At 55.7% G+C, this 15,126-nt stretch carries 10 protein-coding genes; 8 read left to right on the top strand and 2 right to left on the bottom strand.

The window, feature by feature from the left end; translation table 11 throughout:
• Nucleotides 1-10: 10 nt before the first annotated feature.
• From atpA to glmS, 7 genes are all read left to right on the top strand, one after another.
• Nucleotides 11-1,552 (top strand): F0F1 ATP synthase subunit alpha, encoded by a 1,542-nt coding sequence (atpA, locus tag DCS96_RS16125; RefSeq protein WP_116475436.1) that lies wholly within the window; start codon nt 11-13, stop codon nt 1,550-1,552.
• A gap of 42 nt (nt 1,553-1,594) precedes the next feature.
• The gene (gene atpG / locus DCS96_RS16120; RefSeq protein WP_116475435.1) at nt 1,595-2,455 is read left to right on the top strand and encodes a F0F1 ATP synthase subunit gamma; all 861 of its coding nucleotides are present in this window, start codon (nt 1,595-1,597) and stop codon (nt 2,453-2,455) included.
• A gap of 33 nt (nt 2,456-2,488) precedes the next feature.
• Nucleotides 2,489-3,877, top strand: coding sequence for a F0F1 ATP synthase subunit beta (gene atpD / locus DCS96_RS16115; protein ID WP_116475434.1), 1,389 nt, complete (start codon nt 2,489-2,491; stop codon nt 3,875-3,877).
• Nucleotides 3,878-3,895: 18 nt separating this feature from the next.
• On the top strand, nt 3,896-4,321 hold the full coding sequence (locus tag DCS96_RS16110; RefSeq protein WP_116475433.1) for a F0F1 ATP synthase subunit epsilon: 426 nt from the start codon (nt 3,896-3,898) through the stop codon (nt 4,319-4,321).
• A gap of 324 nt (nt 4,322-4,645) precedes the next feature.
• A complete protein-coding gene (gene glmU, locus DCS96_RS16105) occupies nt 4,646-6,010 on the top strand; it encodes a bifunctional UDP-N-acetylglucosamine diphosphorylase/glucosamine-1-phosphate N-acetyltransferase GlmU (RefSeq protein WP_116475432.1) in 1,365 nt (454 codons plus the stop codon).
• A gap of 421 nt (nt 6,011-6,431) precedes the next feature.
• Entirely contained in the window at nt 6,432-7,202 is a 771-nt protein-coding gene (locus DCS96_RS16100) for a DeoR/GlpR family DNA-binding transcription regulator (RefSeq protein ID WP_116475431.1), read from the top strand.
• A 10-nt stretch (nt 7,203-7,212) separates the two neighbouring features.
• Nucleotides 7,213-9,042 (top strand): glutamine--fructose-6-phosphate transaminase (isomerizing), encoded by a 1,830-nt coding sequence (gene glmS, locus DCS96_RS16095; protein WP_116475430.1) that lies wholly within the window; start codon nt 7,213-7,215, stop codon nt 9,040-9,042.
• A gap of 68 nt (nt 9,043-9,110) precedes the next feature.
• On the opposite strand, the gene DCS96_RS16090 is transcribed toward glmS, so the two are convergent.
• Both DCS96_RS16090 and DCS96_RS16085 read right to left on the bottom strand, forming a co-directional pair.
• Nucleotides 9,111-12,233 (bottom strand): EAL domain-containing protein, encoded by a 3,123-nt coding sequence (locus DCS96_RS16090; protein WP_116475429.1) that lies wholly within the window; start codon nt 12,231-12,233, stop codon nt 9,111-9,113.
• Nucleotides 12,211-13,272 carry a substrate-binding domain-containing protein gene (locus DCS96_RS16085; protein WP_232818302.1) on the bottom strand — a complete coding sequence of 354 codons (1,062 nt, stop codon included), beginning with the start codon at nt 13,270-13,272 and terminating at the stop codon, nt 12,211-12,213. The genes DCS96_RS16090 and DCS96_RS16085 overlap by 23 nt, the downstream gene beginning before the upstream one ends.
• Nucleotides 13,273-13,634: 362 nt before the next feature.
• On the opposite strand from DCS96_RS16085, the gene DCS96_RS16080 reads away from it, so the two are divergent.
• Complete coding sequence (locus DCS96_RS16080; RefSeq protein WP_198650112.1) at nt 13,635-14,951, top strand: hemolysin family protein; 1,317 nt, start codon at nt 13,635-13,637, stop codon at nt 14,949-14,951.
• Nucleotides 14,952-15,126 lie beyond the last annotated feature (175 nt).

Below are 15,126 nucleotides of genomic sequence, written 5' to 3'. Positions count from 1 at the left end.
GGAATAGAGCATGCAACTGAATTCAACTGAAATTGCCGAGCTGATTAAACAGCGTATCGAGCAATTCAATGTTGTCAGTGAAGCACGAAACGAAGGTACCATCGTCTCTGTAAGCGATGGCATCATCCGTGTTCACGGCCTTGCTGACATCATGCAAGGTGAAATGATTGAACTGCCGGGCAATCGTTATGCCCTGGCGCTGAACCTGGAGCGCGACTCCGTCGGTGCCGTGGTCATGGGTCCTTATGCGGACCTGGCCGAAGGCATGAAGGTGCACTCCACCGGCCGTATCCTGGAAGTGCCGGTAGGCCGTAGCCTGCTGGGCCGTGTGGTCAACACCCTGGGTGAGCCGATCGACGGCAAGGGTGCCATCAACGCCGAATCATCTTCTCCGGTAGAAGTGATCGCGCCCGGCGTTATCGATCGTCAGTCGGTCGATCAGCCGGTACAAACCGGTTATAAAGCCGTTGATGCCATGATCCCCATCGGTCGCGGCCAGCGTGAGCTGATCATCGGTGACCGTCAGGTAGGTAAGACCGCCCTGGCCGTTGACGCCATCATCAACCAGAAAGACTCCGGTATTAAGTGTGTGTACGTGGCCATCGGCCAGAAGGCGTCCACCATTTCCAACGTGGTCCGCAAGCTGGAAGAGCACGGCGCCCTGGCCAACACCATTGTGGTTGTAGCGTCTGCCTCCGAGTCTGCCGCCCTGCAATACCTGGCGCCTTACTCCGGTTGTGCCATGGGTGAGTTCTTCCGCGACCGCGGTGAAGACGCCCTGATCGTATACGATGACCTGTCCAAGCAGGCCGTTGCCTACCGTCAGATCTCCCTGCTGCTGCGCCGTCCGCCAGGACGTGAAGCCTATCCCGGTGATGTCTTCTATCTGCACTCCCGTCTGCTGGAGCGCGCGTCCCGCGTATCCGCCGACTATGTAGAGAAGTTCACCAAGGGTGAAGTGAAAGGCAAGACCGGCTCTCTGACCGCGTTGCCGATCATCGAAACCCAGGCCGGCGACGTGTCCGCGTTCGTACCGACCAACGTGATCTCCATTACCGATGGCCAGATCTTCCTGACCACCGAACTGTTCAACTCCGGTATTCGCCCGGCAGTTGATCCGGGTATCTCCGTATCCCGGGTTGGTGGCGCGGCGCAGACCAAGATCGTCAAGAAGCTGTCCGGTGGTATCCGTACCGCTCTGGCCCAGTACCGCGAACTGGCGGCCTTTGCCCAGTTCTCTTCCGATCTGGACGAGTCTACCCGCAAGCAGCTGAGCCATGGTCAGAAAGTGACCGAGCTGATGAAACAGCAGCAATACCGTCCCATGTCCGTCGCCGAACAGGGTCTGGTGCTGTTCGCCGCCGAAAAAGGCTATCTGGACGATGTTGAGCTCAAGCTCATCACCACGTTCGAAGCCGCGCTGCTCGCTTATGCCGATTCAGAACACGCCGAGTTGATGGCTGAAATCAACAAGTCTGCCGACTACAACAACGACGTTGTAGCCAAGCTGACGGCGTTGCTGGATAGCTTCAAGGCTACCCAGTCCTGGTAACCATGTGGCAGCTCAGGCTGCCACCTGAATTGGAGAAGCGAGATGGCCGGCGCAAAAGAAATACGTAGCAAGATCGGGAGTGTCAAAAACACTCAGAAGATCACCGGCGCTATGGAGATGGTGGCCGCGTCGAAAATGCGCAAGGCGCAGGATCGCATGGCTCATAGCCGTCCATACGCTGAAACCATGCGCAAGGTGATCGGCCACGTCGCGCAGGGGAACTTGGAATACAAGCACCCCTATCTGGAAGACCGTGAGGTCAAGCGCGTCGGGTACATTATCATCTCTACCGATCGGGGCCTCTGTGGTGGTCTGAACATCAACCTGTTCAAGAAAGCCATCACCGACATGAAGGCATGGTCTGACAAGGGCGTGGGTATCGACCTGGGACTTATCGGCAGCAAGGCGATAGGTTTCTTCAACCGCTACGGCGGTAAGGTCATCGCCCAGGCCTCGGGGCTGGGTGACAGTCCGTCCCTGTCCGAGCTGATCGGCTCGGTCAATGTCATGCTGGAGGCGTACGACAAGGGTGAGATAGACAGGCTGTATCTGGTGTACAACAAGTTTGAAAACACCATGGTCCAGAAGCCCAAGGTCGATCAACTGTTGCCTTTGCCGCCGTCGGAAGAAAATGTGGCCAGTCACAGCTGGGATTATCTCTATGAGCCGGATCCCAAATCTTTGCTGGACAAGCTGCTGGTACGCTTTGTGGAATCACAGGTGTATCAGGGTGTGGTAGAGAATCTGGCCAGTGAACAGGCGGCGCGGATGGTCGCGATGAAGGCCGCCACCGACAATGCCGGCAACCTGATAGACGATCTGCAACTGGTGTATAACAAGGCCCGTCAGGCTGCGATTACCCAGGAGCTGAGTGAAATAGTTGCAGGTGCAGGTGCCGTATAAGGCAAAGGTATTCAAAGGTTTAGAGGATTTGACATGAGTAAGGGTATCATAGTCCAAATCATCGGCGCGGTAGTTGACGTAGAGTTTCCGCAAGATGCGGTTCCCCACGTTTATGACGCGCTGACGATCACGACTGAAGGCCAGGGCCAGGGTCTGGTTCTGGAAGTTCAGCAGCAAATCGGCGGCGGCGTTGTTCGCTGTATCGCCATGGGTTCCTCCGACGGCCTGCGTCGCGGCCTGGATGTTGAAAACACCAACAACCCCATCAAGGTACCGGTCGGTATTCAGACCCTGGGCCGGATCATGGATGTGCTGGGTAACCCTATCGATGAGAAGGGCCCCATCGGTGAAGAAGACCGCTGGTCCATCCACCGCGAAGCGCCCAGCTACGAAGAGCAGTCCAACAGCACCGAACTGCTGGAAACCGGCATCAAGGTTATCGACCTGGTATGTCCGTTCGCCAAGGGTGGTAAGGTCGGTCTGTTCGGTGGTGCCGGTGTAGGCAAGACCGTAAACATGATGGAACTGATCCGTAACATCGCCATCGAGCACAGCGGTTACTCCGTATTTGCCGGTGTAGGTGAGCGGACTCGTGAAGGTAACGACTTCTACCACGAAATGACCGACTCCAACGTTATCGACAAGGTATCGCTGGTATATGGTCAGATGAACGAGCCGCCCGGAAACCGTCTGCGTGTGGCGCTGACCGGCCTGACCATGGCCGAGAAGTTCCGTGACGAAGGTCGTGACGTACTGTTGTTTGTGGACAACATCTACCGTTACACCCTGGCCGGTACCGAAGTATCCGCACTGCTGGGCCGTATGCCTTCAGCGGTAGGTTATCAGCCGACCCTGGCCGAAGAGATGGGCGTTCTGCAGGAGCGTATCACCTCGACCAAGACTGGCTCCATCACCTCCGTACAGGCCGTTTACGTGCCCGCGGATGACTTGACCGATCCGTCTCCTGCCACCACCTTCGCCCACCTGGACGCGACCGTGGTACTGAGCCGTCAGATCGCCGCCCTGGGTATTTACCCGGCCGTTGACCCGCTGGACTCCACCAGCCGTCAGCTGGACCCGCTGGTAATCGGTCAGGAGCACTATGATGTAGCCCGTGGCGTGCAGTCCGTACTGCAGCGTTATAAAGAGCTGAAAGACATCATCGCCATCCTGGGTATGGACGAGCTGTCAGAAGACGACAAGCTGACCGTATCCCGCGCCCGTAAGATCGAGCGTTTCCTGTCCCAGCCTTTCTTCGTGGCCGAAGTATTTACCGGTTCTCCGGGCAAATACGTGTCCCTGAAAGATACCATCAGTGGTTTCAAAGGCATTCTGGACGGTGAATACGACGCGCTTCCCGAGCAGGCGTTCTACATGGTTGGCTCCATCGACGAAGTGGTCGAAAAAGCCAAGAAACTGTAAGCCTCGAAGGAGTACCTGATGGCTGAGTATAACTTTCACCTGGATATCGTCAGTGCCGAAGAGCGTTTGTACTCCGGCACTGTGACCGCGGTGACTGTGTCCGGCTCTGAGGGTGAATTGGGGATCCGTTACGGACATGCCCCCTTGTTGACGGCTATCCGTCCCGGCCTGGTGCAATATGTTACCAAGGCCGGTAAACAAGAAGTCCTGTATATTTCCGGCGGCATGCTGGAAGTGCAGGGCAGCAGTGTGATGGTTTTGGCCGACACTGCGATTCGCGCCGAAGATCTGGATAAAGCCAAGGCCGAAGAAGCCAGAAAAGCGGCAGAAGCCAAGCTGCAGAATTCCTCACATGATGTGGACTATGCAGAGGCGGCTGCCGAACTGGCCCGGGCTATGGCGAAACTGCGCGTGCTGCAGCTGCTGAAGCACAATGTGCGGTAACAGTTATATGGTGTAAAAAGCGACCTCAGGGTCGCTTTTTTTTTATAAAAAAATCAGAATAACGGCAGTTTTTTATCATGGCGCTTTTGCGGACGGGCTGCTCTTTTTTGTCGGGCACCATCGATATCTGCAGGGCGGAAGAAGGAAACAGTGAAGCCGACCGTGAAATGCCAGGGCTGAAAAATGCTTCTGCAATTTCGGCATTTCCGAGACCCCAGGAATGGGTTTAGGGCGTGTCTGCGTACTGTTCCTTCTCTCGCCCTGGCACAGAGTCCATATATTGCTTAAGCGAGCCGCTTTTTTATCAACGGGATCCTTAATTTTATGAACACACAGGCAGTTATTTTGGCGGCGGGCAAGGGGACCCGTATGCGTTCACCCTTGCCCAAGGTATTGCATCCGGTAGCGGGCAAGCCCATGGTCGGTCATGTTATCGAGGCTGCTCAAGCCTGCGAGGTGGACGGTATTCATCTGGTTTACGGCCATGGTGCCGAGCAGCTCAAGGCCCGTATCGACGAAGCGGGCCTGAACTGGGTGCATCAGGCCGAGCAGCTGGGGACCGGCCATGCGGTGGCTGTCGCCCTGCCGGACATTGCCGACAGCGACCGGGTGTTGGTGCTCTATGGCGATACCCCTCTGCTGCAGCCCGAGACCCTGCGTCGGCTACTGGCTGCCCAGCCGGCCGATGGTATCGGCCTGCTGACCGTCATGCTGGACAACCCTGCCGGCTATGGCCGTATCGTGCGAGAAAATAACCAGGTAGTGGGCATTATCGAGCAGAAGGATGCCAGCCCTGAGCAACTTGCCATCAATGAGGTGAATACCGGGGTGCTGGTCGCCGAGGCAGGCCAGCTCAAGCGTTGGCTGGCCAGGCTGAACAACAACAATGCCCAGGGCGAGTACTACCTGACCGATATCTTCGCCATGGCCCATGCCGACGGCTGCAAGATTGCCACAGTGCAACCCGAATCCACCGCCGAGGTGGAAGGTGCCAATGACAGGGTACAGCTGGCCGGCTTGGAGCGGGCCTATCAGTCCATGCAGGCCGACCGGCTGATGCGCAACGGCGTGACTCTGCTGGATCCGGCTCGCTTCGATCTGCGTGGTGAGCTTACCGTGGGAGAAGAGGTGACCATCGATGTGAACGTGATCATCGAAGGTCAGGTGAGCCTGGGCAATCATGTGAAAATCGGTGCCGGTTGTATCCTGAGAGACTGCACCATTGCCGATCATGCGGAGATCAAACCCTACAGCATCATCGAGGGGGCCGCGCTGGGTACCGCCAGTAGTGCCGGGCCCTTCGCCCGTCTGCGTCCCGGCGCCGTGCTGGCCGAGGATGCCCACGTAGGGAATTTTGTCGAGATGAAAAAGGCCCGGCTCGGGGTCGGCTCCAAGGCCGGGCACCTCAGCTACCTGGGGGATGCCCAGATTGGTGACAAGGTTAATATCGGCGCCGGTACCATCACCTGCAACTACGACGGGGTAAACAAGTTCCAGACGGTGATCGAGGATGGTGTCTTTGTCGGCTCCGATACCCAGCTTGTGGCGCCGGTGCGTATTGGCAGGAACGCCACTCTGGGCGCCGGCAGCACGGTTACCAAAGACGTGGCAGAGAACGAGCTGGTGATAACGAGGGTGCGTCAGCGTCATATCAAAGATTGGCCCCGGCCTGTGAAGAAGAAGCCGTAAGTCTGTTTCTTGGTCACAAATCCAGAGTGGGAGAACAGCTTGGCTTTTTAGCTCGATGTTTGCACATCGGCCAAAGGGCCAGCTCCGCCGACTCGTTGTGACCCCCTCCCTGGGGGCTCAGCCGCGCCGTCCCTGGCGCGAATGGTCGGCTGAGCAGATCTCTTTGTCCTCCTTGAAGCTCCGGTATCGTCTGTGGGTAATGCCAACAGCTAACTCGAGCGTCAAGAAGAGGTTGCCTCAGCCGACAGTCACCTGACAGGGATGTCATGGGCTGAGCGTTATATGGATGTACTTGGAGCGTGTCGGAGGAGGCAAAATTCTGTTGCCTCTTCATATCGAATCCCCAATCGCGAAACTATCGATTGATCCCTTATCTTTTGATCTGCTAGCATTAAATTTCAAATCGAAACTTATCTGAGTCATGTCGAAACGAAACACCCAACAACGCCGTCATACTATCGTCAGCCTGCTCAACGAGCAGGGCGAAGTGACCGTCGACGAGCTGTCGCAGCGTTTTGAAACCTCCGAAGTCACCATTCGCAAGGATCTGAGCGCCCTGGAAAAGAATGGCCTGCTGCTGCGACGCTATGGCGGGGCCGTGCCGGTGCCGAGTGAAATGGTAACGGAGAATGCGGGTGAGCCGGTTTCGAAACGAAAGCAGGCCATTGCCCATGCCGCAGCCGGACGGATCCGTGACCATAACCGCATCATCATCGACAGCGGCAGTACCACGGCGGCACTGCTGGGCGAGCTGGGACAAAGACACGGCCTGATCGTGATGACCAACTCGCTGAATATCGCCAATGCTCTGCGTGAGCTGGAACCGGAGCCGACCTTGCTGATGACGGGAGGTACCTGGGATGCCACGTCCGAGTCGTTTCAGGGCCAGGTAGCCGAGCAGGTATTGAGATCCTACGATTTCGATCAGCTGTTTATCGGTGCCGACGGTATCGATATCGGGCGGGGAACTACCACCTTCAACGAGTTGACCGGGCTGTCGCGGGTGATGGCGGAAGTAGCCCGAGAAGTGGTGGTGATGGTGGAGTCGGACAAGATAGGCCGCAAGATCCCCAATCTGGAGTTGCCCTGGGGTGTTATTCATACCCTGATAACCGACAACGGGCTGTCGGACGAATTTAAACATCAATTAGAGAAAAAGGGCATTAACCTGATTATTGCCCCCGAATCCTGAGGAACTCATTATGTGTGGAATTGTAGGGGCTGTGGCCCAGCGGGATGTGGCAGAAATACTGGTGGAAGGCCTGCGCCGCCTGGAATATCGGGGCTATGACTCCGCCGGTGTCGCCATTATCAATGGCACCGAACTGGGACGGGTGCGCCGTCTGGGCAAGGTGCAAGCGTTGGCTGATGCGCTTACCGAACAGCCCCTGGCTGGCGGCACAGGTATAGCCCACACCCGCTGGGCGACCCATGGCGAGCCTTCTGAGCGTAATGCTCATCCGCATGTGTCCGGCGACATTACCGTAGTGCACAACGGCATCATCGAAAACCATGAGGAACTGCGGACCGAGCTGCAGGCCAAAGGCTACGAATTTGTCTCCGATACCGATACCGAAGTGATTGCCCATCTGGTGCATTATTATCGTCAGACCAGTGACTCACTGCTGGCTGCCCTGCAAACGGCGGTAAAGGAGTTGCGAGGCGCTTATGGCACAGTGCTGATGGATACCCGGGAGCCGTCCCGGCTGGTGGTGGCCCGCTCCGGTTCGCCACTGGTGATCGGTCTGGGCCTGGGTGAAAACTTTATCGCCTCCGATCAGATGGCGCTGCTGCCGGTGACCCGTCGCTTTATGTTCCTGGAAGAAGGGGATGTGGCGGAAGTGACCCGTCGTGAGGTACGGGTATTTGATGTCAATGGTCAGCCGGTGAGTCGGGTGGAGCAGGAATCCGAAGTCTCTCACGATGCGGGTGACAAGGGCGAATATCGTCACTATATGCTCAAGGAGATCCATGAGCAGCCCAAGTCCATTACCGATACCCTGGAAGGACGGATCACGGATTCGGCCGTGGTAGTCGAGTCGTTTGGCAACGGCGCCCGGACCATCTTCGAAAAGGTCGAGCATATTCAGATCATCGCCTGTGGCACTTCCTATCATTCCGGTATGGTGGCCCGTTACTGGTTTGAGGCCCTGGCGGGCGTATCCTGTGATATCGAGATTGCCTCCGAGTTTCGTTACCGCAAATCGGTAGTCCGCCCCAACAGCCTGCTGATCACCCTGTCCCAGAGCGGTGAAACCGCCGATACCCTGGCGGCGCTACGTCTGGCCAAGGAGTCCGGCTTTATGAGTAGCCTGGCGATCTGCAACGTGCCAGGTTCTTCCCTGGTGCGGGAGTCGGATCTGGCCTTTATGACCCGGGCAGGTGCCGAAATTGGCGTGGCCTCGACCAAAGCCTTTACCACCCAGCTGGCCGGTCTGCTGATGCTGGTGGCGGCTGTCGGCCGTTGTCGGGGCAATATGGATGCCGACACCGAGACCAAACTGGTACAGGCATTGCGTACCGTTCCGGCCCACATCAGCGATACCCTGGCCCTGGCCAAGGATATCGAAGGGCTGGCGGAAGAATTTGCCGACAAGCAGCACAGCCTGTTCCTGGGGCGGGGCGATCAGTACCCCATCGCCATGGAAGGGGCGCTCAAGCTTAAGGAAATTTCCTATATCCATGCGGAAGCTTATGCCGCCGGCGAGCTAAAGCATGGCCCGCTGGCGCTGATCGATGCGGACATGCCGATTATCGTGGTGGCGCCCAATAATGATCTGCTGGAGAAGTTGAAGTCCAATGTGGAAGAGGTGCGGGCCCGGGGTGGCATCCTCTATGTGTTTGCCGACAAGGAGGCCGGTTTCCGTGGTGACGATACCATGCGGGTGATGCAGCTCAACCATGTAGACGAGGCGATTGCCCCCATTGTTTATACGGTGCCGATGCAGTTGCTGTCTTACTATGTGGCGCTGATCAAGGGTACGGACGTGGATCAGCCGCGCAACCTGGCCAAGTCGGTGACGGTCGAGTAGGCCTGGCCGCGTTCGCGGCAAATGTCTTGTCAATCAACCCGGCGCAACACAACCGCCGGGTTGGTTTTTTAACGGTGTTGAGCTATTCCGGTCAACGACTGACCACTTTCCCCTTTGAGCAGTCTGTCTATCCTGACGGCTGGCATCGGTTTGGCCAGCAGGTAGCCCTGTCCCTCGTCGCACCCCAGTTGGCGCAGATGCTGAAGTTGGGATTGATATTCAATTCCTTCGGCGATAACGGCGATGCCCATGTTGTGGGCCAGGCTGATGATGGAACTGACGATGGCCGCATCTCCGGTCTTGGTGGCTAGATCCTTGACGAAGGACTTGTCGATTTTGAGGCGGCGTACCGGAAAGTTTTTCAGATAGGCGAGGGAGGAATAGCCGGTCCCGAAGTCGTCTATGGCCAGATGCATGCCCAGACGGTTTAGCTCTGTCATGGTGGTGATGGCAATATCCATATCCTCCATCAGCATACTTTCGGTTATTTCCAGCTCCAGTAGGTCGGGATCCAGCGCCAGCTGTCTCAGTATGTCGGCGATGTCGCCGGCCAGGCTGAATTGTCTGAACTGAGGGGCCGATAGGTTGACGGCCATCCTGATGTTATAAAATCCGGATTGCTGCCAGAGGTGTAGCTGGCGACAGGCTGTCTCCAGTATCCATCGTCCCAGGGGAACTATGATCCCGCTCTGTTCGGCGAGAGGAATAAAATCTCCCGGATAGACCAGGCCTACCCCCGGTTTGTTCCAGCGAACCAGTGCCTCTACCCCGACCAGTCGGCCGTTCTTCAGGTTGAACTGAGGCTGGTAATGAAGCTCCAGCTGCCCCTGTTCCAGCGCGCATCGTAATTCATTTTCTATTTTCATCAAGGACATGGCCCGGGTATTCATTTCGGCGTCAAATAACTGTACCTGATTACGTCCCTTTTCTTTGGCCTGGTAGAGGGCAATGTCTGCGCTCTGCATCAATGTTGCTTCATCCATGCCGTGTTGTGGATAGAGAGCCAGTCCGATGCTGACACTGACATAGAGGCTTTGTCCTCGTATCTGCATGGGGGTGGCAAAGGTGTCGATGATGCGTTGAGCAGCCCCCCTGGCCTGTTGCGGGGATAGGGTGTTGGTGATTACCAGAATAAACTCATCCCCTCCAAACCGGCACAGTAAGTCCTCCTTTCGAGTATGGTGGCTGATTCGGCCGGCGGCCGCCTTCAGCAGATCATCTCCCGCCTGGTGGCCCAGGCTGTCATTGATCTGTTTAAATCTGTCCAGGTCGATAAACAACATGGCCAGGCTGCCACCCTGTTGTTCGGCCTGCTCAAGAAACTGGGCGAGCCGCTTGCTGAACAGGTTGCGGTTGGCCAGCCCGGTCAGCTGATCGTAATGGGCCATTTTTTGTAGCTGGCTCTGAGAGTCCTTGAGAATGGATATATCGGAAAAAACGGCGACATAGTGGCTTATTTCATCGTTATTGTTGCGGAGTGCCGTAATCGATAACCACAGTGGATAGCGCTTGCCACTTTTTCTGTATCCGGAGATTTCTCCCTGCCAGTATCCGGCCGCATTCACCGTTTGCCATAAGAGTTGCAGTTCTCGGGTCCGGTTTTCCAGGTGCAGAACGCTCGATGGCGACTTACCGGCCACTTCGGCCAGGGTATAGCCGGTAATTTTGGTATAGGCATGGTTCACATAGGTGGGTCTGAGTGTATGGTCGAAGATCACCACGGCCTCAAGAATATTTTTTAACACCAGCCCATTGAGATGCAATGATGCTTCGGCCTGCTTCAGGCGGGTGATGTCCTGTCCCTGGGCCTGGACGGCTGTGACCACCCCGTTTTCAAAAATCGGCGCCAGGGTCCAGAGCTGATGGCGGGGATGTTCCTGGGATGGCGTCAGTCGTGCTTCCACATCGCTTATTTTTTGCCCCCTTCGCACCTGGCTGATGGCTTGCTGCAGAGGATAAAGCTGTTCGCTGGTAAAATGCCGGGCAAGCTCGGTACCAATGACCCTATCACTGGCCTGCCCGAACAGGGGTATGGCGGCAGGGTTCATGGCCTGAATGCGTTCGTTGTCATCCAGGATGATGGTCGCGGAGTTTGCGGTGTTAAAGAGGTTGGCGAAATCCTGTTTTTTGCGTTGCAGGCCTTCGACCATCTGCTCCAGGTTTTGGCCGAGGAAGTTGAATTCCTTGATGCGGCCGGGCTTGAAGGCTGTCTGCCGGTCGTGGCTGACCCGCTCGGCAAAGTCGGTGAGTCTGGCGAGGGGAGAAGAAATCAGCTTAAGGGTGTAGAGAGCCAGGGCCAGGGCGGCCACCAACACCAGCAACAGCGCCAGCAGGGTATTGTTCCAGTAGGCTTGCTGCAGTTGCTGAAACGCCTTGTTGTCGGTAAGCAGCAAGACTTGCAATTGCTGCTGTTCATCATCAAAGCGTAAGGTATGTCGGCTGAAATAGTAGTCCTGGATCTGACCCGACGAGAGTCGGCTGGCCAAGGCCGATTCAAGCACGGTGGCGGGGAATTCACCCTTGTCATACCTGGGGCCCACCGGCTTGCCCTGCATGATCAGCTGAAAGCTGAAATTTTCGATACCCTGGCCCAGTAGATGCGACAGCGTCAGGTTGTCGTCAAGGACCAGGCCCCCGAGCAAGGAACCCACCACCTGACCCGACAGCGGCGACAGAACGGGATAGCTATGCACCAGTATGCTTAAGGGGGGCGTTGCTGCCTCCAGTTCGAGCCAGGACCAGCGGTTATGCATGGGGAAGGCGTCCGTCAGCTGGCCCAGGGGGTGTGTCAGGTCGTAGAAGGAAGAGTTGAGATCCGTCCAATATTTTCCTTGCCGGGTCAGCATCAGGATATCCAGATTCTCTCCGCCTTGTTTCTGTAGTGTGTCTTGCAGCAGCTGGTTGACTGAGGTGTCATCGTTAGCCGACATCAGGGAAGCCAGGCGAGGATGTTCAGCGGTGGTCGACAGCAGGGTGTTCAGTTCGTTCAGGTGGCCGTCGAGGTTGAGCTGCAGGCGGTTGCTGACCTGTTGGAATTGGCTCTGCATTCCTTCATCGATAACCCGGGAAGCGCTATGGTAGGTCAATATCAGCAAGGAGATAGCCAGCAAAAAGAAGGCCGGGAGCAGGGCCAGCAGCATCAGCCTGATAAGTGGCCTGGCACGGGTACTATCTTGAGTAACGGAAGGCATAGGCTTGCAGTCGCTCCAGTTCGGCTGCGGGGGTATCCTGGTGGATGATAACAAAGTCCCCACTGTAAGCCTGGGGGATCTGGTCATTTTTCCCCTCTATATCAAGGCGAATCGCTTCCGCCATGGCGACGCCATTATCGTCATTCATGCGCATGACGGTCAGATCCAGGGAGCCCTGCTGCAGGGCCGCGAGCTCGGCACTGCCGCCGCCCCACCCGTTGATGATAACGTCATCTTCCCGGCCCAGTATTTTCAGGGCGTCGATGGCACCGATGGCGATATCCGTGGCACAGGCATAAATCAGGTTGATATCCGGCTCAGTTGCCAGGGCCTGAAGTACTGCCCGGGTTGCTTTTTTCCTGTTGATATCGGTGTAGAAGGTCTGGCGCAGGGCAAAGCCGGGTAGCTCAGAGGTTAGCCGGATGAACTCATCCCCCCTTGCCTGGCTGATATAACCACGGGTGCCATACAGCATCAGGTAATTGGCTTGTCCGCCGGTTTTTTCTTTTATGGCTTCGGTCAGTAACCGGGTACCGGTGGCATGATCGAACCCCACATAGAAAAAGGGCTGCCGCGCACTCCAGCGTTTCAGGGGGGTGGTGATATTCTGCAAGATAAGCTTGGGGCGGCCACGCGCCATGATTTTTTCTATCAATACCTGGTGTCGCTGAGCATCGAGGGTAAAGATGAGGTAGTCCGGATCACTTTTCAGGGCGGCGGCTATCTGCCGCTCCTGCTCTCTGAGCGCGGTGTCGGGTCGAAAAAAATGGCTCTCTAACGCATAGTGAATGCCTATTTCCTGCAGGCGGGCGGTAAAACTTTGCTGGCTGCGATACCAGTAATCCGAAACCTGCTCTCCGGGATAGATCATAGCGATATGCACCGGTCGCTCTCCCGGCGCTTCCCGGGGGAGGGCGGGGTTCCGAACCCGCACCGAGAAGGCATTGAACCTCTGCTGTTGTTCAGGAAAGGTCTGCAGGTACTCCTGGAATGACCAGTACTCGGGGCTTTCGGCCGAAACCTGTAAAGAGAGCAGCATGCCTGTCAGTAGCCAACCGGCAAGTAATCGGCTTATAAGCATTCTCATCCAGGTGCTATATGGATTAGGGATTCAGTGTAGTGCAAAAAAGCCTCATTTGAATATTAACTTTTTATGGTGAGTTGAGGCAGTAACAAGGCGGGTTATACCAATTTGAATAAATATCTGGTTATCTTTTAAACCTGAACTCATCGTCAACACAGCCGCCTCCTAAGGTCACCGGACGGAGGAAGTGACCTTGTTTGGTCTGTATGGCACAAATAGCCAGATTCTGTTAAATTTTATACAATTTTATAGCCTGCAGGCCCGCTTGTCCCGGCTTTATACTCTCCTTCTTCCTATTGTTATTGGTGTACATCACTATGAGCATGTTCGAGAATTTATTGGTGATCGCCTTGCTGGTGGCCATCAGTTCCTTCTTTTCTGTATCTGAAATTGCCCTGGCCGCAGCGAGAAAAATGAAGCTGCGTTTGATGGTCAGTGATGGTGATACCAATGCTGAAAAGGTACTCTGGCTGCAGGAACAGCCGGGCAACTTCTTTACCGTGGTGCAAATCGGCCTGAATGCGGTGGCGATCCTCGGCGGTATTTTGGGGGAGGCGGCCTTTACCCCCTTTTGCACCGAACTGCTGCGACTGTTTTTTGATGGTGCCTGGATCCCTCAGGCCGCCTTTATCGCTTCTTTCTTTATCGTTACATCACTGTTTATCCTGTTTGCCGATCTGATGCCCAAGCGCCTGGCCATGATAGCGCCAGAACGCATTGCCGTGGCCGTGGTTGGTCCCATGGGCTATTTCATCCTGCTGCTTAAGCCCCTGGTATGGTTCTTTAATGGTCTGGCTAACCTGTTCTTTCGTCTGTTCAAGGTGCCGACCATGCGCAAGGACGAGATTACCCCGGAAGATATCATTGCCATGATGGATGCCGGTGCCCAGGCGGGGGTGCTCCAGCAGCAGGAACATCATCTGATAGAAAATGTATTCGAGATGGAATCGCGTACCGTTACCTCGGCGATGACCGCACGAGAAAGCCTGATCTATTTCACTCTCAAGGAAAGTCAGGAAAATATCAAAGCCAAGATAGCGGAACACCCCCATGCCAAGTTTCTGGTATGTGAAGACAGTCTGGATAAGGTGGTGGGCTATGTAGACTCCCGGGATATCCTGATGCAGGTACTTCACCAGCAACCCATTTCATTGCAAAAAGAAGGGATTATCCGTACCCCACTGATCATCCCCGATACCCTGTCGATGTATGAGGTGCTGGAGCATTTCAAGACAGCGGGAGAGGATTTCGCCATCATCATGAATGAATATGCATTGGTGGTCGGCATCATTACCCTCAAGGATGTGATGAGCATAGTGATGGGCGAACTGGTGCAATCTCAGGAAGAGCAGATAGTGGCACGCAATGACAACTCCTGGCTGGTGGAAGGACTGACTCCCCTGGCCGATGTAATGCGCGTGCTGAGTATCGACAGTTTCCCCGACGACGAAAACTACGAGACCATTGCCGGCTTTATGATGTTCATGCTGCGCAAGATCCCCAAACGTACCGACTTTGTGCTGCACGCCGGCTATAAATTCGAGGTGGTCGATATCGACAGTTACAAGATCGATCAGCTGCTGGTGACTCGAGTGGGTCAGAGCGAGCGGGTTGTGGAGGAAGAAAAGCTCTAAAAAAAGCCACTTTGATGGAGTTTTAGACAAACTCACTAAAAGGTTATCTTTTTCACAAAAAAGCCCTTGCGCAAAATCCGCCGGTCCCTATAATGCGCATCCACTGACACGGGGCAAGGCGCTCACGGTCACAAGGGTTGAAAACGAACGACATTAAGTTTGATTCAACGCTTGA

The sequence above is a fragment of the Zobellella maritima genome, from assembly GCF_003075035.1.
GTDB classification, from domain to species: Bacteria; Pseudomonadota; Gammaproteobacteria; order Enterobacterales; family Aeromonadaceae; genus Oceanimonas; species Oceanimonas maritima.
This window is presented reverse-complemented; position numbering and strand designations above follow the sequence as displayed.

Coding starts and splice junctions, on each gene's coding strand:
- DCS96_RS16080 (WP_198650112.1), top strand. CDS start 13,635: ATGAGCATGTTCGAGAATTTATTGGTGATCGCCTTGCTGGTGGCCATC.
- glmS (WP_116475430.1), top strand. CDS start 7,213: ATGTGTGGAATTGTAGGGGCTGTGGCCCAGCGGGATGTGGCAGAAATA.
- glmU (WP_116475432.1), top strand. CDS start 4,646: ATGAACACACAGGCAGTTATTTTGGCGGCGGGCAAGGGGACCCGTATG.
- atpD (WP_116475434.1), top strand. CDS start 2,489: ATGAGTAAGGGTATCATAGTCCAAATCATCGGCGCGGTAGTTGACGTA.
- DCS96_RS16110 (WP_116475433.1), top strand. CDS start 3,896: ATGGCTGAGTATAACTTTCACCTGGATATCGTCAGTGCCGAAGAGCGT.
- atpA (WP_116475436.1), top strand. CDS start 11: ATGCAACTGAATTCAACTGAAATTGCCGAGCTGATTAAACAGCGTATC.
- atpG (WP_116475435.1), top strand. CDS start 1,595: ATGGCCGGCGCAAAAGAAATACGTAGCAAGATCGGGAGTGTCAAAAAC.
- DCS96_RS16085 (WP_232818302.1), bottom strand. CDS start 13,272: ATGCTGCTCTCTTTACAGGTTTCGGCCGAAAGCCCCGAGTACTGGTCA.
- DCS96_RS16100 (WP_116475431.1), top strand. CDS start 6,432: ATGTCGAAACGAAACACCCAACAACGCCGTCATACTATCGTCAGCCTG.
- DCS96_RS16090 (WP_116475429.1), bottom strand. CDS start 12,233: ATGCCTTCCGTTACTCAAGATAGTACCCGTGCCAGGCCACTTATCAGG.